We start from the raw sequence: 24,307 nt of genomic DNA on the forward strand, positions 1-24,307 counted from the left end.
TTACTCAATAATTAATTATAAGCGCTGCTTATCGTATTATTTTTTTATCAGTTTTACTGATGTTGATCCTTTAATAGAACTTAATCTGGCAAAATATATACCATCAATTAATCTAGAAGCATCAATAGACGCTGTATGCGAATTTGGAGTAAGGGTAATTACTTGTTTTCCTAAGACATCAAAAACTTGAATTGAATCTATATTTTGGTTGCTTCTAATATTCCAAATATTATCAGTTGGGTTGGGATAAACATTAAACTCTGTCACTTCAAAGTCGTCTGTTCCTAAGGCCAATCCTTTATAGAAATATAAATTATCTATATAAATAGCTTGCGAGGTCCCGTTACCTCCTTCAAACTTAAACTGAATAACATTCAAAAGATTTGCAGTAATACCTGCAATAGGAATGTCTATACTTTGCCATGCACCATCCGCATTTGCAATTGTATTAGGGGTTTCTGCACCTGAACTTATTACAGCTATATTTGGCGCTACACCATCAACAGTCCAAATATCTAAATGTAAAAATTCCATTTCAGATATATCATACGTCCCATTAAATTCTATGCCTTGATAATTAAAATTAGGATAGGCTAATACAACATCCCCTGAACCTCCAGACCCCGTTGGTTCGTATACTGAGCTTGCACTATCAAAGCCACTTTGTTGCCAATTTGGATTGTAATTAGCGCCTGATATATTATTATATGCACCACTAAAAATTGAAAGCACGTCTACCGCATTTCTAGCTGGTGGTGTTGGTGCATCTGTATTTGGTGCTCCAATATAAAAAGATACGGTATAGGTCTTTGTTGTTGTACCATTTTGTGCTGTTACCAAAACTGTCGCATCTCCGGGTATACCAGCTGCTTGAGTTATTGCTCTTGAAGCTAAACCATCTGCAGTTGTCGCTAAGGTTATTTGAGGCACAACCGTTGTTCCTCCAAGTAATTCAACTGAATATGATTCAGAATTAGGTGTAAAACCAGCAACGGAAACTCCGTCAACCTGTAAAGCACTAATAGTTGCATCTGTTCCTGGGGCAGCCGCCGTTTTCCAAAAATATAAATTATCTACATAAATAGCTTGTGAAGACCCATTTCCTCCAGCGAACTTAAACTGAATAACACTCAAAGGATTTCCAGTTATACCCGACATAGGAATGTCTATACTTTGCCACGCACCATCTCCATTCACAATTGCATTAGGGATTTCTGCACCTGAACTTATCACTGCTATATTAGGCGCTACGCCATCAACAGTCCAAATATCTAAATGTAAAAATTCCATTGCAGATATATCATATGTCCCATTAAATTCTACACCTTGATAATTAAAATTAGGATAGGCTAATACAACATCCCCTGAACCTCCAGACCCCGTTGGTTCGTATACTGAGCTTGCACTACCAAAGCCACTTTGTTGCCAATTTGGATTGTAATTAGCACCTGATATATTATTATATGCACCACTAAAAATTGAAATCACATCTACCGCGTTTCTAGCTGGCGGTGTTGGCGCATCTGTATTTGGTGCTCCAATATAAAAAGATACGGTGTAAGTCTTAGTCGTTGTACCATTTTGAGCGGTTACTAAAACAGTTGCCTCTCCCGGTATACCTGATGCTTGAGTTATTATTCTTGATGCTAAAGCATCTGTGGTTGTCGCTAGAGTTATTTGAGGTACGACCGTTGTTCCTCCAAGCAATTCAATTGCATATGATTCAGAATTAGGCGTAAAACCAGCAACGACAACTCCATCAACCTGTAAATTACTGATCGTTGCATCTGTTCCTGGAGCAGCTGCAGTTTTCCAAAAATATAAATTATCTACATAAATAGCTTGTGAAGATCCATTTCCTCCAGCGAACTTAAACTGAATAACACTCAAAGGATTTCCAGTAATACCTGCAATAGGAATATCTATACTTTGCCATGCTCCATCTCCATTTGCAATTGCATTAGACATCTCTGCACCTGAACTTATTACAGCTATATTTGCGGCTACACCGTCAACAGTCCAAATATCTAAATGTAAAAATTCCATTGCAGATATGTCATACGTTCCGTTAAATTCGACGCCTTGATAATTAAAGTTAGGATAGGCTAATACAACATTCCCTGAACCTCCAGAACCTGTTGGTTCGTATGCTGAGCTTGCGCTACCAAACCCACTTTGTTGCCAATTCGGATTGTAATTAGCCCCTGGAATATTATTATATGCACCACTAAAAATTGAAATTACATCTACTGCATTTCTAGCTGGTGGCGCTGGTGCATCTGCAGTGGGCGCTTGAGAAAACCCAACAGCCGAGAAAAACAGAAATAATGAAAAGGTAATTTTATTCATAGATTTTATAGTTAATGAGTTTTTAATTTAAAAAAAATGATTTTAACAGAAATCACATCTAGTAATTGACATATCATTAAATTTAAGACCTATTCATTAAGATAATACTAAACGACACTATATAAAAACTATACAATTCAGTCTTTTATTTAATCAACATACCTATTCTCAATTATTCCAGTAATTAATAAGGATTCAGTAGTATTTAAAAAATGATTAAAAATAAATATTTCCTAAAGTAGTCTAATCGTAGTGTCTATGTAGTGGTTATGTTATAAAAGCAGACCCCCTACAACTTATTTCTACCCCCGCAGAACACAACAACTCAAACTATTTTAATTTAAAAAGTGACAACACTAAACAATTATGATATAAATTAAAGTTTAGTATCTAAAATTTCAGTTTTTCTTCTTTATCCCAGAGTCCCCAATATGCTCCAACATCACCTTCATCTCCTACTTTCCATGATTCATCAAAAGAAGAGAAATAAAACATATCAATATCGTCTTCATTTGACCATTTTTGAGCATTAATAAAATACTTCATGGCATTGTCATAACTTGGAAATGATCCTTCAAAATTAGTCCCCAAATTTGGCCAACCAGTTTCTGTTATAATCACTTTCTTACCATTTGCAGCTGCTGTAGCCTGACCAAACATTTCTTTCATATATAACAATGAATATTCTAATGGGCAACCTTCCCAAAACGGATAACAATTAGCTAGTATAACATCACAAGCCTCTGTAATTCTTGGTCTATCAGTAAATTCATAATAGGCATCAACGTAACCCATAGGCACGTCTGGTATTGCTTCTTTTACCTGATTCATGAAGTCTAATAATTCATCTTCTGTTAAATCACCACGGTACATAACTTCATTACCAACTGCTGCTATATCTACAAAACCTTCTTTTGCTAATTTGATTAAACCCGAAATTTCACGCTTGTTAATTTTATCATCATCACCTAACCAAGCACCAACTAATGTTTTAATACCGTATTCATGAGCTATACGTGGAATAATTTCATTACCATCTGTACATGAAAACGTTCGTATCCACTTTGTATAGGGTTTAATGATTTCCATACGTCTACGGATTTGTTCTTCGGAAATTTCATCTCCTGCAGATTGTCCTTCTTCATATGGACTAAAGCACAAACCATGCATACCATGATCTAGGGTTAGTTTAAATAATTTTTGTAATTCTTTATCCGATTTATTAGCGAGATCTACTCCTGCTAATGCCATTATTTTTCCTGCTCTAACTGACATAATATTTTATTTTGATTATTATAATTCGCCTCGACGTTTAACTAATTCTTCTTTAATTTCTTTAGCTTTTTTCTCATCTAAATCATATTTCCACATAATCCAAATAGCAATAGCTGCGGTAAATGCCGGAATCACAATATCTGCTATCCTTAATTTAAACATCGTTTCAGCCGTTTGGGAGACTGCTCCTTCGTCAAAACCAACTAAGGTTAATATTGCTCCTCCAAGGACTAAAGCAATGGCCTGTCCTAATTTCACCATCCACCAGTATATTGCACCAAAAGTGCCCTCTTTACGAGGCATACCATTATCTAATTCGTCTAGATCACAAACGTCTGCTGTCATTGACATCATTAAAGTAAATAATCCTCCTAGACCAAAAGCCATAAGCGGTATAGGAACAAACATTAACCAAGGTCCACCTTGACTAGTATCTATACTAAACCACGACATACCAATGCTGTCTAAAAAGGGATTAATAGTCTCAAATATTGAGGCTACAGCGCTATTTAATCCTTGACCAAAACTTGTCTCATTAAATTGCGCATTTAACGAATTATCAAAACCCCACCATTTAAAAATATAACCGAAAATAGAAATGATTGTTGAAATAATAAATGCTTTTCGCTTTCCCCATTTATTAGCAATACGCGAAATGATTGGAATAACCATAAAAGCAGTAACAACTGCAGTAAGTGAGGCAAACCAAGCTGGCCAAGTACCGGATTGACCATAATCACCATTATAAATATAAAATACTATTATGAAAAAACTGAAGGAAGCCACCATTTGGAAGCCATTAAATACAAGAAATGTAGCTCCACACAACTTCATGAAAGGTTTGTTTTTAGAAACTTCCTTAATACCTTGAAATAATTCTTTAAAACTCGATGACAACGTGTTCACACTTATTTGTTTTCTGTTTTCCATTTTACCAGCATCCATTCCCTTACAGAACAAGGCGGGTAAAACTCCAAGTATAGCGCATGCTAATCCGACCATTACAGATAATTGGCGAACTCCTGTTGCTTGCACTTTTTCATCTGTTAATTTTTGCAATTCATCTCCTGTAAGCCCCATTTCTCCAATGGTTCTTAAGGTTTCTTCACTTAAAGAGAATACTGTGGGATCTGCGATAACGACCCAAAACCAAGGGACTAACATCCACGCAATTTGTCCAATAATATTAGCAAATGCCATTAAACGTGTACGCTCGTTATAATCTGATGTCATTTCATATCCTAAACCTACCAATGGTGTAGCATACATGGTGTTTCCTACGAGGAATAACAAGGACATCAATAGGAAATACCAAAAATTGAACATCACCGAATTATTTTCACTTAATTGAAATAAAAGCGCAAATAAGATACCACTTAAAATAGCTCCTATAAAAATATATGGTCGGCGTCTTCCCCATTTTGATTTCGTATTATCAGAAATAAAACCCATTATAGGGTCTGTTAAAGCATCAAATATCCTGGGTAATCCTCCTAACAAACCAGCTAACCAGGGATCCATTCCAAATGCAGTCACTAAAAAAAACATGAAAACAGCTAAAGCTCCTGGCAATAAATTAAGTACTAAGTGTCCTGAGCCAAAAGCTGCTTTTTGACCTAAAGGAACCTTATCTCTACTTACCGTTTTGATAATTGACATAGTTATTTTGTTTTAGTTGGTATGATTATAGTTTGTATCGCTTGTTCGTTTACTCTAATATTTATAGTTTTCTTATCCAGAGTTAAGGAAAAGTTTTTAGCTGTATTGCCTTCATTGAACAATACTACAGCAATCGAACCATCTGGGTTTTTCGCTGCTGTAACCATCAATGAATCGTCTGTTTTTTGAACCCCTATTATCATTGCATTTGGTCGTATATACCTGCTGAAATGTGCCATTGTGTAAAATATTGGTGTAAAATAAACCTCGTCATTATCTGGATCTACGATAACTGGAGCGACACACCAGTTTTCAAACCAATTTGGTCCACCTTGTTTATCTAGAACCATGTTCCAATCAATCCAACCATCTACCCAATTATTTAAACAACCAATAATATCTCTAGCATATCTATTGACTGGTGCATATTTAGGATGTAGGTGTTTATCTTTATCTGAAGCCCAATCCCAACCCCAATCCGTAGCTTCTTTAGACCAGTACCACTCATCATCTCTCCACTTAGGGATTTCAGAATCTACACAACCTTCTGTTTCGATTAAATATTTATTTGGCGATTTATTATGAGCATACTGTAAGTCTTCTGGAAAGTAATCATAGGTGCTCTCATACCAATGAATAGCTGTACCAGCGTAATATTTCGAAGCTGCTTCATCTTTGTACATCACGTCAACCCATTCTCTTAGACCACCTCTATTTTGATCATATCCAAGAATATTTATAGCCCCTTTACCATCGGCTTCTAATTTTGGCCCTAAATGGTTTTGAACAAAATCTGTTTCCTCTTCTGGAGAAAAGTGCATACTTTCCCAATTATTACCATTTCCGTGTGGTTCATTAACTGGTGTTAAACCCCAAATATCAATACCTTCAGCTTTGTAAGCATCTATATATTTAGAAAAATATAATGCAAAAGACTCATAATATTCTGGGAGCAATTTTCCGCCGACATATGCTTTATTATCTTTCATCCAGGGCGGTGCTGTCCAAGGTGAAGCTACAATATTGAAACCATCTTTAGAAACCGCAAGAGCATCCTTAATCATAGGGATTAAATCATCGCGATCTTCGTCTATTGAAAAATTTGTCAATTCTACATCACCCTCGTCAGGAGCGTATGTGTAACTGGTTAAAGAGAAATCACAAGAGGCAATGTGTGTCCTTGTTAATGAATAACGGGCACCAGTTTTCCCAAAATAAGCTTCAATAATTTTATCTCTGTTTTCTTTGCTTAAGCGTTTTAATAAAGATGCTGAAGACTCTGTAAAAGAACCTCCAATACCTGTGATTTTTTGAAATGTTTTTTCAGGTAGTAAATGAATTGTATCTACAGTTTCTCCTTTAGGGAATTCTGTGATTTTTGTCAATTGATTACCGCTAGCAGAAGTTTCGTAAACTTCGACTACTAAAATGTCTTGTTTTTTAGTACAACTCATTATTGTAAACACTAAAAGAAGGCATAAGCTGTATTTGACTGTTTTCATATGCGTTCAAGTTTTTTATTTGTTCGTTTTACTTAGACTTAAATATTTTTCTTTGAGAACAGTAAAGGCTTGTTTCTTTTTTCTATCAATATCAACAATTCCCCAGTATTCTTCATTAGGCGCACCGTCATAAGGAACACCACTACTATTTGGTGCATGACCGCCTATATCTTGAACATCATTATTTCCTGCTTTCCACCAGCCGTCTGTAAATGAAAAAACGGTAACACCTGCACAAATATTCTGATTATCGAAAACCTCTTTTAAAATGTTCTTAGTGGCATCAGCTTGAGCTTTTTGATTTTCCCCTTGTTCGTAACCTGCTTTTGCAATTTTCATATAGCTGTCTCCGCCTGTTTCTGATAAATACATCGGTTTAGAGCTTATGGTCTCCCACTCCTTGAAAATAGATTCCGGTTTATCCCATCTGTAGACATTCATTCCCCAAACATCAATATTTGGACTCATTGAAAGCGCTATGGCGTCTGGCAAATCTCCATGTGCTGTGGTAGTTGGATGATGAGGATCATTGGTACGTATTATTCCTGCTGCGTCATTCAAGGCTTGATACCAATTTTTAATATCATCCCCAAACCACTCAGGATGGTAGTTATATTCATTACCTAATTCCCACATTAAGATGGCACTATGGTTTTTATACTTATTAACGTAGTTGATAAAAGTTCCTGATTGGATATCATAAATGCCTCCTTGATTATATCCAAAACCAATAATCACTTTTAGTCCAGCTTGACTAATTTCATCTAAAACTTTTATGTCATCAATTGGTGCATATGCTCTAATCGTATTAATACCAGCCTCTGTCATTAACTCTAAATCTTGAGTTAAGGTGATCCAACTTCTTTTATTTGGACTGCCTTTTGGAACGGGATGATAACAAATTCCTTTAATTATATATGGTTCATTATCTACTAGAATTGAGCGATTAGAAATGGTAACTTCACTGCGATTAGAATTTGTATCACAACTTAATAACATGACAAACGAAAACACAAATAGTATGACCTTAAACATCTTATCAATAAATTAGTTAAACATTTTTTCTGAAACTAAAATAGTTTCATTTTATCTTTGATACTCTATACTTGGCACTAAGACATCTTTTAGTAAGGCTTTTTTACTACCATTATATGTTTTGGATATTGGTTTCCCTAGTCTGGTTAATCCATTAAATACGCCTTGATCTACCAGATTCCAAATACCATATTTTGCTTCTCCTTTTAAATTGATTAATCCAAAATGATTTTCTGAACCCTGAGCGTTATGGACATCTTTCCATTGCTCATCAAACGCTTCGAAATAAAAACAGGAAATACCTTCTTTATTAGTCCATGCTCTCAAATGTTGATAGTATAACCCTTGTTTGTATTCGTCTGTTGCTCTAGATCCGTTAACTCCGTAATGACCGTTTGAAGTCGTTGCCCAGCCTGTTTCACCAATATGAATTGCTTTAGTAGAGTCTACACTTCTTACATATTCTGAAACATCTTTATACTGTGTCTTAGCGAACTCTAAGGATCGTAACATAGAGGCCTCTATTTTTTCTAAATCAGTTAAATTTTGTTCATTCTCTGGTACTTTCCAAAATTCAGGATTATAATGAGAGTTATGGTATGCATAAGTATGCATAGACACATAGTCAACCGATTTAATGATTTCTTCTAAATCTTGAACTCTATAACTTGTGTCGCCTCCACCCCAAGATGCAAAATCATCTGAACATGTGATCCACAAATCTTTGTTTAATTCTCCTGATTTTTTGAGATCCTGCAAATGATTTACCCATTTTAAAATTACATTAGGTCTTACAAAATAGCTAGTTGCCCATCTTATCATAGCTTCATTACCTACTGCTATAATTTTCACAATATCTGGATATTTATTAGCTAAGGCAACTGCTCTGGCAATTTCACCTTCGTTTTGCGCACTTTCTAACTCATGATTTGGGATTTCTACTGTCCATGCATTTAGACAATCTATCCAAGCACCCAACATCACGTACATTTCGAATTCTGGATCTTCCTTTTTTAACTGACTAATCGCCTCTAAAACATTAGATGCATGTGGCAAATCAGCCTGTACGTTATATGTCCTAATAATTCTAATCCCCATTGCATACAACAATTTCATATCTCTTTTCAACTCAGGAAGTGTGGGTTGAACAGTTCTACTCTTTGCTCTGTAACCTCCATAAGAAATTGCTGGGTAATTAGGGTTTCCTAAAATATCTTTTGCGTTCAAATTTGATTGTTCTTTAACGGTTGTTAAGTTCTTTGATTTTTTTTCAACATTATTACATGACAAAGCAAGTATCATCACTAATACATAGGACGATAACTTTATACTTCTTTTCATGTTCCTAATCATTATTTATTTAGTTCAACGATTATATGGTTGACTTCTCCAGTTCTATCAAATAATTTTTTAGTTATTTCTCGATCTGTCTTTAATGAATTAAATTCAACTAAGGGTTCCTTTTTAAAAACAACACTAATTTTATTTTTATCAGAAATTTTATAAATAATAGGAACTTGACAGTATGTAAAACACAGTGATCCTTTTTCTAGTAGTAATGTCTTTAATTCTTTATTTACATCAGTATAAGAGAAGTTCTTTTGTTCTGTTAAAAATTCTTTTCTTCTTAGCAGTCTTGGATTAAATAATAAAACGCCATTTTTTACAAAAACTCCCAATTCACCAAATCTACAAAGCACATCTTCTTTTACCTGTCCTGTCATTCCTGGTTGTTGAGCTCCTTTTCCAGCTGGTGTATGTGAATATGGATCTGTTGGGAAAGCACCATATAACTCTGGTGATTTATGTACTCCTATCCCTTCATTAATCTCATAATAGTGTTCTAAAAGCTTACCAATTGTAACCTCGTCTTCATTTTGATTTACTGCTAATAAACAGTTTTCTTGAACTGCTAAAAGTAATTTAGAAACCATGTGCCAATAAATAGAACCTAAACCTTCATAACCAAAAAACGTTCCTGATCTACCAGTAAACGATTTGTGATCAAACATCTCTTCAAAAATATTTAATAATAGGGTTCTATCCTGCTGTACTAAAGAAAGATATTTCTCTTCAGGCAACTGCATTAGTGCTTTTTTTAAACTTTCAGCATTATTGAAATTACCATTGAAATGGTATTGACCAATATTGTCCTTTTCTATAATTTGAGTATTGCCATCCGCCAAAAGTTGCTGTAATAATTTTGATTTTTCTACAGATATAGATGGGATGTTATTTTTGTCTACAAAACGAGATAATTCCTTATTAGGATATAAGATATAACTGTATTGGTCATGTCTAAAAAGGGCACTTGCTTTTAAGGCGTTTAGAACATCTAAAGCTTCTTTTGGTTGTAAATATCCTGAACTTAATACGGCAACTTGTCCTTCTAACATTTCAGATAAATATGATATTGACACTTCAGTATCACTTTTAACCGTCATTAAATTATAAGCATGATATAAATTATCTTCTCTTTTATTTGCTGAAATTGTATGATCTAAGTATTGTTTTAACACATTGAAAAAGGCGACGAGACTACCTTTAGTAACAATCTCCTTATCACTTGTAAACCCAGATTTATAAATTTTAATTCTATAATTACTACCGGCAGTCCCCAGGCCATCAAGAATAGTTTTTCTATCTGTATCTGAAACTTTACCAGACAATACGGCTGTATTATCATTTAACGTGGCTAATACGCTATTGAAAAATATGGTTAACTCTATTGAAACATTATATTGTTGATCAGAAGAGTTTTCTACAATATCTTCAAAGAAATTTATAAAGCGACGTAAATAATACAATGTCACCATTGATACACCATTGCCCACTAAAGCGTTATTAGCGTCATTCCATTCTGGTCTTTGCGTATTTAACCAAATACCTCCCTCTGGTATAAAGTTTGATACTTTAGATAAAACGGTTGCTAATAATTTTTCAACTAAATTAACTTTATATATAAAGAAATTTTTATCTCGTAATAAAGCACCATCAACGCCTATTCGTTCTTTCTCTTGATTAATCTTTTCGTTTAAATCATAATCGAAATCTATAGTATCTTTAGGGTTTTCTAAAGTCTCCTGATAACTCTTAATTTTATAAGGCACATTGGCATACACAAATAAGTCTTGTGTAAAACAACTTGCCAATTTATCTGGATAATGATTTTCAATAAACTCTAAAAATTTAAGAAGATAAATAATTTGATGATCTCCCCAATATCCAATGTATGACCAGGGATCATCTTCTTCAATGACTTCCCAATCAAATCCTCCTTTTGTAACGCGATACGGGTTATACCCTTCAAACGTTGTTGCATTAAAGAATTTATGAATCATTCCCTCTATAAACGCGGGATATGAATGCGCTAAGGCTTCCCAGTTTTGAAAAATATCTCTCCAGTTACCTTCGTAATCTAGAATTTTAGATCCATCAACTTCGCTACGTGTATTTATAGAGAACTTATTCCAAGGTCTACTTGGATCACCATGTCTTCTGCTAAATTTTAAAGGTAAATATTCATAACAGAGTCTTTTGAAGTTTTTATCATCGTCCTGATCTGCTATATTTTTTATAAAATCAACATCAAAAATTTCTGGTAAACTATTTAAAATACCTTCTTTCTTTTTCGCAACTTTTTTATTAGCGTTTGCTATATATTTTACAAAATCTACTTTCTCTATGTTATAATTATCATCAAAAATACCACCTCTCATTATATTAAAAAGTGTGTTTGCAAAATGTCTTGTATTTCTTAATTTATTGTCACCAAGTTGAATCCCATCTGAAGCTCCAACAAGTTCTAAAAGGTGTTTTGTACCCGCTTTAATATCATTTTGAACTAATTCTTCAAGGTTGATATCACTTTTTATTATTTCAGAAATATCGTTAATATCACTCACCGTTTGATTCACGTTTGCAACAAACATCCAACGCTTACTGCTGTTAGGTTCTAATACTAAATCTTTAGAAATAAAGTAAGCTCCTTTTTCTGCCTTGATATCTTTTTCTTGAAAAATCTCTTTACCTCTTCTAAAGTTTTTTAACTGTAAAGAAGAAAGAAGATATGTAGGATTCTCTAATCCTGAAGACCACACTATATTAGATTTTAAAGCTTCACTAGGTTCTGCTTTATCAACAATAACTGCACTTAAGGCAAAAATACCAATACCTGTATCTGGCTCTAATTCACACTTTTTGTATGCGTCTACAAGATTACTTGCGGAGTTCTGAAAATCAGATGCCAAGCCGTAAGGCATAATATTTTGAATTCCATCAAGGATTGTGACATCTAATTTTTTATCTGAATTATTCGTAATCTTAGATTTTTTAACAAAACCGAATTGATTACTAGAATTCCATTGATATCTAAAAGAGATCTCTAAATCCTCATTAATTTCTTCAAAAATAACCTTGTTTCCGTAATTATTTTTATACAAATTTCTCTTGATAGCATATACCCCTTGATATTTATCTGAAAAAGGCTCCCATAAAAATGTTTTATCATCTAAATGCACTTGAATAATAGTTTTGCTTCCAGTAATGTCTGCTGACTCTGTGATCTTATCATCAGTATAATAAGGGAATAACGCATTATTTGCATCCTTTCTACCTGCGGTTAATGCACCATTACTAGATATAAACATCCAGTGATTAGAATTACTAACAAGACTCATAAAAAACGGTCTCATTTTATTACTATTGGAAATTTTATAATAGACTTCATTATCAAAAGTTATTAATTCTCCTTTTACTTCATTCTCATTAAAAGAAGCTAGTTTATTTCCTATGTATATTTGAGATTTACTCATATTATGGTTAATTCCTTCTAGTGTTAAAGTATCGTTTAAGGTCATTTGCATTCTATTCTAATGTGCTATTTGATATTAATGATTAAGCGCTTTGCATCCTTTAAAGTTTCGCAGTTTATGATATCACGACAACTGTCATTTGGGTCGAAAAAATTAGTTCAAAATGTTCGAATCTTCTAAATTAAAGATAAGATCCCTTGTAAAAAAGGTCGAAAAATAATTCGACCCTTTTCTAGACTAAAACTGCTTAATAGAATAATTTAATTTAAATTTCTTATCTTTTATTGATACACTCTTACATAATCAATTTCCATTGAGTCTTGCGTGAAACCCGAATCTATTGTTCCTCCTAGTGTTCCACCCATAGCGATATTCAGAATTAAGAAAAAATCACTGTCAAATGGTAAATCTGGCGAGTTAGCAACGGTATGATAGACGTTATCATCTACCAAAAATGTGATGGTATCTGGTGTCCATTCCATAGTATAATTATGAAATTCTGTTGTTGAAGTTGTTAACACAGTACTACCAGAATCTCCAGCACCTGGAGAGACTGCAGGATGGTGAGCTGTTGCTAAAACTGTATTTTTATCTTGTCCTTTTTGCTCCATAATATCTAGTTCACCACAAGCAGGCCATATGTTTGTTTGATAGTCCTCTCCTAAGGTCCAAATTGCAGGCCAAGTCCCTTGAGAAGCAGGAAGTTTAGCTCTTACTTCTACTCTTCCGTAGGTAAACTCATATAAATCTTCAGATTTCAGGCGAGCAGAAGTATAACCACTGCCATCGGCCTTCGCTGTAATTTTTAAGAAACCATTTTCTACTATTACATTTTCAGCGTTATTTGTATACGATTGTAATTCTTGATTACCCCATCCACCTGCTCCAAGGTCATATGTCCAGTTGGCAGCATCTGGTGCACCGTCAACATCAAATTCGTCTTCCCACACTAAATCATTATATACAGTGTTGAACTCTTGAGTAGGCAATGTTGTTGTAAATTTTTGGTACCAAGCCAAAACAGGGTTAGCAGCATCAAAAAATCGTACATATAGATAATTATTATCCACTTCTAAAATCTCATAAGAGTTAACACCAGTGTAATATCCCATAAACCCATCATTAGAGAAATTCATAACCGTACCTCTTGGTGCTGGAAAATCAGGATCTGCAACCTGTGACCAATCTGTTGAAGTTGGTACCAATGATACCTCACTTTCACCGGAAGTATCAAAATCAAAACAAGTATCTTCAAATTGCCCAAATGTTTGTCCAACGGCTGATCCACTTGCCCAATTAAAGAAGGTTTGACCATTATTATTTTGATTGAATGTAAGTGTCTCATCGGTACTCAAAGCGAATGATAAGGTAAAATTACAAAAGCAGTCTGAATCATCACTTCCACATTTACCAAAAGCAGCAGTAGAGTCGTATTGAGGAAACCAATGGCCATTAAGAGCACCGTCGTCAGCACCATCTTGAATTAAATTTGGGCCAACTCCTAAATGTCCTGCTTCATCTAATTTAGGGTACCATATTTTAGAATTCCCTTCACCTCCACTTAAAAACACTTTAGCCTCTAAGTCAGAGAAAGAACTAAAAACGTCCACATCTATTGTTCCCGTTGTTAAAACACCACCAGTACCTACTGCACTAACAACTACAGTATAGGTATTTAAACCTACTACACTATAGCGATGCGTCTTAACACCTGATGGCACAGCACTTTCAGTACCATCACCAAATTGGAAATTATAACTTAAGGCATTATCCGCAGAGGCCGTTAAATTAACAAACCCACTACCGTCACCATTTGGATTTTCAGCATCTAATCCTAGGATGTCTGCTGTTATCACCAAATTTGTAGGCACTATAATCGCCCCTACTTCTGCCTCATCTTCCTGGCAATTCACAAAAAGTGCGAGCGTAAGAATTAAGGTTGCAATTTTAATTATATTTTTCATATCAATTTTTTTCTAAATTTTTACAAGTTTATATTGCCAAAATACTCCTCCTCCAATGTCTATATTAACGTTCATAGTATTTGCGTCTACGAATGTTACATTATAAGTTATAGCGTCTGGTAGTGTGACGGCTGGTAATTCTCCTTGATTATTTGCTTTTGCAAGTCCTATGTATGAACCCGCTCCATTTAAAGTAATAGTACCCGCGGCTTGATTATAAACATAGGTTGCAGGATTAGAACCATCATGAGGCGCCACTGGTGGTCCACAAGAATCTGTACCACCTTGCCATCCTTCAATCCAACTCTCTGCTCCTAAATCGTTTGTAAATGATCCATCAGTACCAAACACATAATTATCATCATAATAGCAAGCTCTTAATACAACACAATCTGCATCACAAGAAAAGAAACTCACATCACCAACTGCCGGTCCAATACCTAGAGCTCCTGCTTCTGGTGCCATTTGCCAAGTTCCTGACAAAGGATTAGTAGTTACTCCATCTCGTACTAATTTATATTGCCAATAAACTCCACCACCAATGTCTATATTAACATCCATCGCATTTGGACCCGTTAATGATACATTATATGTGATAGAACTGGGAACTGCTACCACTGGTAATTCTCCCTGGTTATTTGCCTTGGCTAAACCAATGTAAGCACCTATTCCATTAAGTGTCACTGTACCTGCTGTCTCGTCATAAGTATATGTTGCAGGATTTGATCCATCATGCGGTGCAACTGGTGCTCCACAAGAATCTCCTCCACCTTGCCATCCTTCAATCCAACTCTCTGTACCAAGATCATTTGAAAATGAACCATCAGAACCAAAAACATAAGTATCATCATAATAACATGCTCTTAATTCTACACAGTCTGCATCACAAGAGAAAAAACTCACATCTCCAACAGCTGGTCCTATACCTAAAGAACCCGCAACTGGTGCCATTCTCCAAGTACCTTCCAAACCTTCAGGAACATCTCCTGGAGCTCTATAGAAATACACATTATCAATAAAAAAATCAAATGTACCTGTTGGTAATCCTGAAAAAATTAATTGTTGAATCGAACTTATAGAAGTCATTCCGGCGTCTGTAAAATCACTCATTGGTATTTCAATAGACACCCATTCGTTCTGCGGAAGGTCTTCAAAAACAATTTCTGCTTCTGTAGCTCCTCCTCCTAGATCTACTAATTTAATTCTGAATGTGGTTGCATTTACACTCCAAAAATCTAGGTGAAATGCATCCATTTGAGTCGCATTAACTGCATCATCTCCATAAAATTCAACACCTACAAAATCTGCATCAGCATAAAACTTCGTATCATTTCCTTCTATTTGAAAATCTGTTAACACACTTGTACTCCACTCTGATCTCCAAGAGCTCACATTCACATCTAGATCATATGAATTACTAAACATTGAAATCACATCTGAATTTGCTCTGAAAGCAGGTATTGGTGCTGCCGTTAATGGTTGTAAAATTTCGGTAACCACAAACTCTTCGGTATATGTTGTTGTTTCAATAGCTGCACTAAACGCAGTAACTGTAATTGTATAAGGTCCCGCTGTGTCATAAATAAAAGAGATTGTCTCATCTATATTTAGCATCATTGGATCTGTACCAGCTTGACCGTAGTCTACTTCATAAGACAAGGCAAAATCTGCAGATGCAGTTACATTTACTTGTCTTGACACTGCTGCGTCATTCTCAATAGTAACGACTAAGTTTTCAGGTGCATTAAATGACACCTCTACTTCTTGACTTAAAGTCGTTGTCAAACCATTTATTCCAATTGCTGTAATTGCAGCTTGGTATATTCCTTCTACGTATACATGTTCTACATCAGTTCCTGGTTGAACCGTAGTGGCTACATCAGATCCATCACCAAAATCTATGTTAAACGTTGTAACACCTTGTGCCAAAGGCGTAAGAGTTACGAGACCTGTATTATCTTGAGTTACCACTAGATTCACAGCGACATTAGTTGGCGCTGGAACGTCATCCACAAAATTTGTGTTATCATCATCTTGCGCACAGCCATAGATCGCTAATGCTATAAGACAAATACTAAATACGTATTTTACTAATTTCATATTTCTCAATTTTTATTTTTTAATATCCTGTGTTTTGTTGCCAGTTTCCATTAGAGAATTGAATTTCTTCAAAAGGAATAGGAAACACTTCATTTTTATTTGGTGAAAAACCATCAATTTCATTTCCGCGACCAGTTCTCACTAAATCAAAGAAATGATGACCTTCACCAACCAACTCTACACGTCTTTCTTTATAGATGGCATCTCTTAAGGCATTTCCTGATGTTAACACATCATCTAAAATTGCTCTTGTACGTACTCTATTTAAATATAATCTTGCTTTATCATCACTAATAGCACCTCTATTAAACGCTTCAGCAGCCATTAATAATACATCTGCAAACCTAATGGCTCTGTAGTTATTAGGGTTTGTAAGATTTAAATCACCTTCGGCATTAGCACTTCTAGTTCTAGGTAAATACTTTCTGTTATAATAACCTGTATGCTCAAAACCAGTCCCAAAAGTTGCTCCTGTATCAGCAGCCCAAGCCTCTATATCTAAGATAGCAACGTCTCTACGTATATCGTTTTCTTCAAACTCATTGAAAACGTCTTCTGTAGGTAAATTAAAACTGAAACCAGAGGTAAATAAAGATCCTGAATAATTACGAATACCACTAAAACCAACAGCGACATTGCCTTCACTACATTGCAAACAACCAAACCCAGCACCTTCAACATCTGTGTATTGCACTTCGAAAACTGATTCCAGTCCATTTTCACCTTGATTCTCAAACATAGTATCATAATCTGTTACCAAATTATAAGGACCATTCTGGATTAAATTTTCTAAAACAATTGCAGCATCCGAAAATTTATCTTGATATAAATAAGCTTTTCCTAATAAAGCTTCTGCAGAACCTTTTGTAGCTCTACCGGTTTGTGGTGCCGTATAACTTAGTGTGTTTGATGCGAATATTAAATCTGCTTCAATCAAAGCATAAACATCTTCTACAGGACTTCTTGGAATTGTAGTTTCGTCTCCCAACTGAAATCTCACTTCCTTTAAGGGCACAGGGCCAAACCATTTCACCAATTCAAAATAATAATAGGCTCTTAAAAAACGTGCTTCTGCTATAATGATATCTCTGCCTTCAAACTCTGTTTTATTCTGAAATTCTAAGATATAATTAGCTCTATTAACGCCTGCAAACATCCAGTTCCAAATATCTTTTAAATTAGTGTTCACTGGCGTATGGATCATATCGTCAATTTGTTGCCATCCTATGACATCTGTAGCACTTTCTCCTCCGCATACCGTATTATTAGAAGCAATTTCTCCTAGAATTGCATTAGCATAAGTAGATTGTAATAAATCATAAGCACCTACTAAGGCATTGTAATAATCGGTTTCAGAATTAAAAAAGTTCTCCGAATCTATTGAATACGGGATTGGTCTTTCTATAAAGTCGTCTGTACAACCAGATACGGCAAATAAAATGGTAAATACCGCTATTATGTTTGTTAATTTATTTTTCATCTTTATCATTGATTAAAAATTAAGATTTAAGCCTATTAAATATGTTCTTGGTACCGGATAAAAACCAAAATCGATTCCACCTCCAATTGGAGCGCCACTTGAAGCACCAGGATCAAAACCTCTATATTTTGTAAATGTATATAAGTTGTTAACTCCTCCATATACTCTTACTTTAGAAAGGCTAAACTTCTCCGTGAATTTTACTGGTAAAGTATACCCTAATTGTACATTTTGTATTCTTATGTAAGACGCATCTTCGACAAAATAATCTGAAAACACATTATTCGTTGTTGCTGCCGTAGTAACTCTTGGCACCGTATTACTTGTTCCTTCGCCTGTCCAACGATCTAACACATAATTTAATCTATTCACATCTGTTAATGTACGTTCGTAGTTACGTACCATATCATTCCCAATAGAAGCAAATGTATAAGCGACAAAATCAAAACCTTTATACTTAAAGTTCAAGTTTAATCCCATGGTTACATCTGGAATTGGGTCTCCAAGACTTGTTCTATCATTGGCATCTATATTTCCATCACCATTTAAATCTTTAAAGCGAATATCTCCAGGAGCAGCAGCAGCGCCTAAATCCAATTGTGAAGGATGTGCATCGACTTCTGCTTGGTTTTGGAAAATACCGTCGGTTTGTAACCCATAGAAAAATCCAATAGGTTGACCAGCTTCCATTCTAGATGGTGCTAGTTGTCCCACACCAAAACTTCCGCCTTCTAAAAAACCTGTACTATTATTAACTTCTAGTACTTCATTTCTTAGCGTAGTGACATTATAATTAATTCCGAAGCTAAAATCATCAGAAATGTTGTCTCTATAACCAATAGCAAATTCAAAACCTCTATTTTCTACTTTACCTGCATTTACAGTTGGTGAACCACTACCTGGAGCAAAAACTCCAGTAATACCTGATACTGGAATATTAGTAATTAAAAGATTATCCCGTGTATTTATAAAATAATCTGCAGTTATATCAACTCTATTATTAAAAAGCCCCATGTCTAACCCAACATTGAATTTCTTAGCTTCCTCCCATTGTAAATCTGGATTTGGTAGCGCTCCAATCGCTTGGCCTAAAACTAAAGTATCATCAAATACATAAGCACCTTCTCCATTTAGTAAGCTAACGTAACCGTTATTTCCAATTTGATCATTTCCTAAGATACCGTAACTAACTCTAAATTTCATTAAGTTTATTGCACTGATATCCTCAAAGAAACCTTCGTCAGAAACAATCCAACCTGCAGTCACAGAAGGAAAGTAAGCGACTCTATTTTCTGGTCCAAATCTTGTAGACAAATCACGTCTTACCATTGCAGAAAACAAATACTTACCTTTATAATCATATTGAGCACGAGCAAAAAATGACAATCGTCTTTCATCGTAAGCATAAGAACCCACGTCACGTGCATCACTTGTCCCTAAGGCCAGAGCTATATCTGCGAAATCCCATGAATTATTTGGCACATCAAATCCTGTTGCAAACAATCCATTACCAAATTGCTTATATATTGTTGTTCCAACAGTAAAGCCTACATTATGGGTGTCAGCAAATAAGTTTTCATATGTACCGAAGATATCTAAAGAATAATCATTATCGTTCACCGCATTTTGTGACACACTACTTCTAGGAACATCAAATACTTTACCGCCATAATCTATTTCCTTATTAAAAACCTTACCCTCACTATTAGTCGTATTAAAACCTATACGTGATGTTAAGGTCACATTATTTACTACATCATATTCTAGACTTACCGTACCATTAAGCTTTCTTAAATCAAAATCATTATATGTGTTTTGAATTTGTGCAATTGGGTTAATAATTTCAATACCTAACCCTGGCGTATTCGGGAACAATGACGGCTGCCCATTCGTATCAAAAGCATTTAACGTAGACGGTGCGTTCAACGCATTAAATAATACAGAACCTAAACCATTGTCATTAATAGCATCTCTATCTATATATGTATAAATAGCGTTTGCTTTAACCCTTATTTTATCTGAAATATCTGCCCCTAATGAAATTCTAGCTGTATTTCTTCGGAAATCTGATTTGTTTGGTGCAATAATACCTTGTTGATACAAATGTGACCCACTAAAAGCATAGGTTATCTTATCTGAACCACCAGAAACATTGAAATCATGACTAATTATTGGAACGGCTGTATTAAAAACCTCTCCTTGCCAATCTGTACCTGCCCCTAAACCTGAAATATTAGGAAATGGTAATGCCTGTCCACCTGCTGCGTAGCTTTCATTTAATAATAAAGCATATTCTGAAGCATTTAATAAAGGTAACGTCCTTGATGTTTCCTGGAAACCAGTATATGTATTATAAGAGACCGTTGTCTTCGAATTTTTCTTTCCACTTTTTGTGGTGATTAAAACAACACCATTAGCACCAACTGTACCGTATATAGCAGCTTGGGCATCTTTTAAAACTGTAATAGTTTCAATATCATTAGGATTCAAAACACTTAAATCACCTTGATACCCATCAATAATTACTAGAGGGCCGTTAGCACCATTTGTAGAGATACCACGAATTCTAATGTCTAACCCAGCACCTGGAGCACCAGATTGTGTTGTTACATTAACACCTGAAACCGTACCTTGAAGTGCTTGTTCTACTTTTATAGGCTTTATTTCGTCAAGTGTTTTTGCACTTACTATAGAAACCGCTCCAGTAATATCACGTTTCTTTTGTGACCCATAACCAATTACCACGACTTCATCAAGTGACTCTGTATCCTCTACAAGGACAACACTCAAGACATCTCCATTTTTCACTACTACTTCTTGATTTTGATATCCTATATATGTAAATACCAAAACAGAATTTATTTCAACATTTTTAATTTCAAAATTACCATCAAAATCTGTTGATGCACCTTTTGAGGTGCTCTTTACTAATACGTTTACTCCTGGCAATGGCTGCCCAGAAGCTTGATCTGTAACTGTCCCCTTTATAGTTACTTCTTGGCCAAAGGCGAAGCAAGTAAAAACGATAAACAGTAGGGATAAAATTTTTGTTGTCATATATCTAGTTGTTATCTCTCAAACTTACATAGCGTTTATAAGAATTCAGTAAAAATCACCAATACAAAAAACATACATCGCAATATTTTAAATCTAAATTAAAGATATTCTCAAAAAAACGAGTTTTATAGGGAGTTAGAAGATGTATTAATTAACACAACTATAACGTTGTAATCGTTGAAAAAAGAAAAATGTAGTGGTAATGTATAGCTAGTTACGCTATCTGTATAGTTTTTATATTTCTAAAATATAATTTGTTAAGCTAGCCTCGTGAGGTAAATTCATTTTTTTACGTAATCTGTAACGTTTAACTTCAACACTTTTAGGAGAGATATTGAGCAATGGAGCTATTTCTTTAGAAGATAAATTAAGCCTCAAATATGCACACAGTTTTAAATCATTGGGAGTTAAAGCGACATGCTTTGTCTTAACCTTTTTCAAGAAGTCCTTATCGGCATTATTAAATGCTTCTTCAAAAAACTTCCAATCATCTGTATTATTCAGATTTTTATCAATTATTTTAATTACTGGATTTAGACCCTCTGCCTTATTGGCATTTTTGAGTTCTTCTTTAATATTATTTAAAAACTCATTCTTTTTTATAAGACTCATTGTAGATATGGCGAGCTCACGATTTTTATTCTCAATATCCTGTCTTAATTGATCATTTCTTAACGCCATTAATTCTTGTTCGTTTTCTAATTGCTTGACTTCTAAATCTCTATCTGCATCAAACAATAGCTTTTCTTCTTGCCTCTTATACTTTCTCTTATAAACGTTATGCATTAATATTGAAAATAGAATTACAGAGAGGACATAGAGGGAAACCATAAGATTTGACAGATACCAAGGCTTATCAACTTTAAATGAGAACATTGAGATATTATTAGTTATTTGATCTCCTACTCTCCCTCTTACACTAAACGTATATTCTCCGTGAGGTAGATTTTTAAACAACTCTGTTGAGGATTTAGACCACTCACTCCAATGATCATAATTACCGTCTAATTTATATTGATATTCTGCTTCTAAATATTTATCAAACTCTGCTATACTATATGTGATCTCAAAATTGTTATACTCATGGTGAAATTCTTCTGAACCTGAGGTGTCCAAAACTCTTTTTTCAGAATCAATACCAAAATTATGTATAGCATTGATATTAATATTATAAGACTGACTTTTCATTTTATTTAAGTCAATAATAATATACCCTGAAGACGTCCCTAATAAGTATTTTTGATTTTCAATTGGAAAAATGTTTTCATAGCCTATTACACTTTTTCGTAAATTTTTTGATAATGGAATTGTATTGATCTTTGGTATATTATTTAAAAGCCCGGGAGTTATATATTTAATATTTTTTAACCCAAAGCTCCAAAGTTTGTTTGGCGTATTCACAAGTTTACCAGAAACATAATTTAAAGAATCATAAGCTTGACTTAAAATTGAATCTTTTTTGAACATATCCATAGTTTTGTCGTAGGCATAAATACCGTCCTCATAGGCATATAATATCTGAGAATTATACTTTAGTAAACTTGAATGCAAGCCCTTTTTTACTGAATTATCTTTTGTTACTTTTAAAACTTTACTGAATGCATTATCAACTTCTAATTTAAAAACACCTTTATACTCGTGACTTACAAAAACTTTATTTGTATCTGTTATTTCAAAAAACTTTGAGGATATATTAAACCCTTCAATTTTATTTCTTAAAGCCCATACTTCATTAGATTTCTCTAAAACACTTAAGCCGTTGTAATTACCTTGAAGCAATAGGTCATTATTACCTGGAATTTGCTTAACACTCCAAGTTCCTTCAATACTAGAAACCTGCTCAGCTCTTTTACCATTAATTATAAAGGTCCCTAAATCGTGACCACAAAAAAGTGTAGTATCAAAAACTTCCAAACACCAAACTTGACCTTTAACGCCCTCTACAAATTCAAATTCTTTGTAAGAATCCATTGCCTTTACAAATAAACCTTGATTAGTTCCTATATAAAGCATACCATCATGCACTTTAGATACATGAACAGTTCCTAATTGCCCCCTTTTATCGTCATACTCCTTAAAAGGAGATGAACTATTGATACAATTAATTCCATTATTTAATCCTAACCAGATATTTTCATCAATATCTTCAAAAACAGAGAGTACTGTATTATTAGATAGTCCGTTATTTTGATTTAGTGAATAATCAATTTCCCCATCATTTGTTATATTAATAAGACCATTAGAAATGGTACCAATAGCGAAACTTCCATTTCTAAGCCTAATACTGCTGTATACCGTTAAATCTGAAAGAATGTCATTCGCAGGAATTTCCCATTTAGAAAGTAATCCGTTTTCATAAACGAAAAACCCTTTTTGATTGGTTTGAATAATTAATTTGTTATCTAGGTTAAATATATTGATGACTCTATTAGTCTTCAATATATCATCATCTGAAAATAATTTCTCCTTACCATTTTCAATTTTAAAAATTCCTTGATTTAGTTTCTGATAGTATACCGTTCTGTCAACATTAATCATTTTAGTTAACGTTGTTTCAGAATCTATAATATTAAAAGATTTTGTAGCTGTACTGTAACTATAAATTCTATTTAAAGACTGAAATACTACAAACCCTTCCAACGAAATAATATTCCAAATCTGCTCGTCTTCTATCATAGAAGTTTGAAGATCTTTAGTTAGTGATGTATATATTAATTCGTTAAAAGTGTTATGTTCCCAATACCCAAACTCCATATAGCAACCTGTGTAAATCCGATTACCAACCGCTTTAACTGATCTTAAAATGGTTTGATTAGGTGTTTCATACAACTTCCACAACGCTCCGTTGAACTCTAATAATCCAATGTTATTAGCTACATAAATGTATTTATTATCAGATTGAGAAATAGCCCAGTTTTGATTTTCAGCATTATACATTTCCGGAGAAAAACTTTGAATAGGCGGTATCTCTTGAGCTTGGGACATATAGCTAAAACTCAAACAAATGCATATTACTAACATTTTTAATATTTTGAACTCCGAAGAAATCTTAGCTTTTTGCATTTGTATGGG

Annotated in this window: 12 protein-coding genes; all 12 read right to left on the reverse strand. The window is 34.2% G+C overall.

Translation table 11 applies throughout. The features are described 5' to 3' along the window. Positions 1-36: 36 nt before the first annotated feature. The 12 genes from ACJAZK_RS02115 to ACJAZK_RS02170 all read right to left on the reverse strand — a co-directional run bounded on the left by ACJAZK_RS02115 (position 37) and on the right by ACJAZK_RS02170 (position 24,256). Entirely contained in the window at positions 37-2,349 is a 2,313-nt protein-coding gene (locus ACJAZK_RS02115; RefSeq protein ID WP_415222375.1) for a T9SS type A sorting domain-containing protein, read from the reverse strand. Between the two features lie 390 nt (positions 2,350-2,739). Beyond that, on the reverse strand, positions 2,740-3,624 hold the full coding sequence (locus ACJAZK_RS02120) for a glycosyl hydrolase family 17 protein (protein WP_415222376.1): 885 nt from the start codon (positions 3,622-3,624) through the stop codon (positions 2,740-2,742). Between the two features lie 18 nt (positions 3,625-3,642). Then, positions 3,643-5,283, reverse strand: coding sequence for an MFS transporter (locus ACJAZK_RS02125; protein WP_415222377.1), 1,641 nt, complete (start codon positions 5,281-5,283; stop codon positions 3,643-3,645). Between the two features lie 2 nt (positions 5,284-5,285). Next, positions 5,286-6,785 (reverse strand): glycoside hydrolase family 30 protein, encoded by a 1,500-nt coding sequence (locus tag ACJAZK_RS02130; RefSeq protein WP_415222378.1) that lies wholly within the window; start codon positions 6,783-6,785, stop codon positions 5,286-5,288. Between the two features lie 15 nt (positions 6,786-6,800). Continuing rightward, positions 6,801-7,820: a hypothetical protein gene (locus tag ACJAZK_RS02135; RefSeq protein WP_415222379.1), complete on the reverse strand. Its 1,020-nt coding sequence runs from the start codon at positions 7,818-7,820 to the stop codon at positions 6,801-6,803. A 51-nt stretch (positions 7,821-7,871) separates the two neighbouring features. Then, the gene (locus ACJAZK_RS02140) at positions 7,872-9,161 is read right to left on the reverse strand and encodes a glycosyl hydrolase family 17 (RefSeq protein ID WP_415222380.1); all 1,290 of its coding nucleotides are present in this window, start codon (positions 9,159-9,161) and stop codon (positions 7,872-7,874) included. A gap of 11 nt (positions 9,162-9,172) precedes the next feature. Further along, a complete protein-coding gene (locus ACJAZK_RS02145) occupies positions 9,173-12,634 on the reverse strand; it encodes a hypothetical protein (protein WP_415222432.1) in 3,462 nt (1,153 codons plus the stop codon). 281 nt (positions 12,635-12,915) lie between these two features. Further along, positions 12,916-14,598, reverse strand: coding sequence for a family 16 glycosylhydrolase (locus tag ACJAZK_RS02150; RefSeq protein WP_415222381.1), 1,683 nt, complete (start codon positions 14,596-14,598; stop codon positions 12,916-12,918). Positions 14,599-14,610: 12 nt separating this feature from the next. After that, positions 14,611-16,698, reverse strand: coding sequence for a hypothetical protein (locus tag ACJAZK_RS02155; RefSeq protein ID WP_415222382.1), 2,088 nt, complete (start codon positions 16,696-16,698; stop codon positions 14,611-14,613). A gap of 19 nt (positions 16,699-16,717) precedes the next feature. Next, the gene (locus ACJAZK_RS02160; RefSeq protein ID WP_415222383.1) at positions 16,718-18,178 is read right to left on the reverse strand and encodes a RagB/SusD family nutrient uptake outer membrane protein; all 1,461 of its coding nucleotides are present in this window, start codon (positions 18,176-18,178) and stop codon (positions 16,718-16,720) included. Between the two features lie 12 nt (positions 18,179-18,190). Further along, a complete protein-coding gene (locus tag ACJAZK_RS02165; protein WP_415222384.1) occupies positions 18,191-21,235 on the reverse strand; it encodes a SusC/RagA family TonB-linked outer membrane protein in 3,045 nt (1,014 codons plus the stop codon). 234 nt (positions 21,236-21,469) lie between these two features. After that, a complete protein-coding gene (locus tag ACJAZK_RS02170; protein WP_415222385.1) occupies positions 21,470-24,256 on the reverse strand; it encodes a triple tyrosine motif-containing protein in 2,787 nt (928 codons plus the stop codon). Positions 24,257-24,307: the final 51 nt, after the last annotated feature.

The sequence above is a fragment of the Psychroserpens sp. genome (assembly GCF_047633235.1).
In the GTDB taxonomy this organism is placed as follows: Bacteria; Bacteroidota; Bacteroidia; order Flavobacteriales; family Flavobacteriaceae; genus Psychroserpens.

What these genes read in the sequence shown, in the direction of transcription:
- ACJAZK_RS02125 (WP_415222377.1), bottom strand. Translation starts at nt 5,283, where the DNA reads ATGTCAATTATCAAAACGGTAAGTAGAGATAAGGTTCCTTTAGGTCAA.
- ACJAZK_RS02135 (WP_415222379.1), bottom strand. Translation starts at nt 7,820, where the DNA reads ATGTTTAAGGTCATACTATTTGTGTTTTCGTTTGTCATGTTATTAAGT.
- ACJAZK_RS02165 (WP_415222384.1), bottom strand. Translation starts at nt 21,235, where the DNA reads ATGACAACAAAAATTTTATCCCTACTGTTTATCGTTTTTACTTGCTTC.
- ACJAZK_RS02130 (WP_415222378.1), bottom strand. Translation starts at nt 6,785, where the DNA reads ATGAAAACAGTCAAATACAGCTTATGCCTTCTTTTAGTGTTTACAATA.
- ACJAZK_RS02160 (WP_415222383.1), bottom strand. Translation starts at nt 18,178, where the DNA reads ATGAAAAATAAATTAACAAACATAATAGCGGTATTTACCATTTTATTT.
- ACJAZK_RS02150 (WP_415222381.1), bottom strand. Translation starts at nt 14,598, where the DNA reads ATGAAAAATATAATTAAAATTGCAACCTTAATTCTTACGCTCGCACTT.
- ACJAZK_RS02140 (WP_415222380.1), bottom strand. Translation starts at nt 9,161, where the DNA reads ATGAAAAGAAGTATAAAGTTATCGTCCTATGTATTAGTGATGATACTT.
- ACJAZK_RS02170 (WP_415222385.1), bottom strand. Translation starts at nt 24,256, where the DNA reads ATGTTAGTAATATGCATTTGTTTGAGTTTTAGCTATATGTCCCAAGCT.
- ACJAZK_RS02120 (WP_415222376.1), bottom strand. Translation starts at nt 3,624, where the DNA reads ATGTCAGTTAGAGCAGGAAAAATAATGGCATTAGCAGGAGTAGATCTC.
- ACJAZK_RS02145 (WP_415222432.1), bottom strand. Translation starts at nt 12,634, where the DNA reads ATGAGTAAATCTCAAATATACATAGGAAATAAACTAGCTTCTTTTAAT.
- ACJAZK_RS02115 (WP_415222375.1), bottom strand. Translation starts at nt 2,349, where the DNA reads ATGAATAAAATTACCTTTTCATTATTTCTGTTTTTCTCGGCTGTTGGG.
- ACJAZK_RS02155 (WP_415222382.1), bottom strand. Translation starts at nt 16,698, where the DNA reads ATGAAATTAGTAAAATACGTATTTAGTATTTGTCTTATAGCATTAGCG.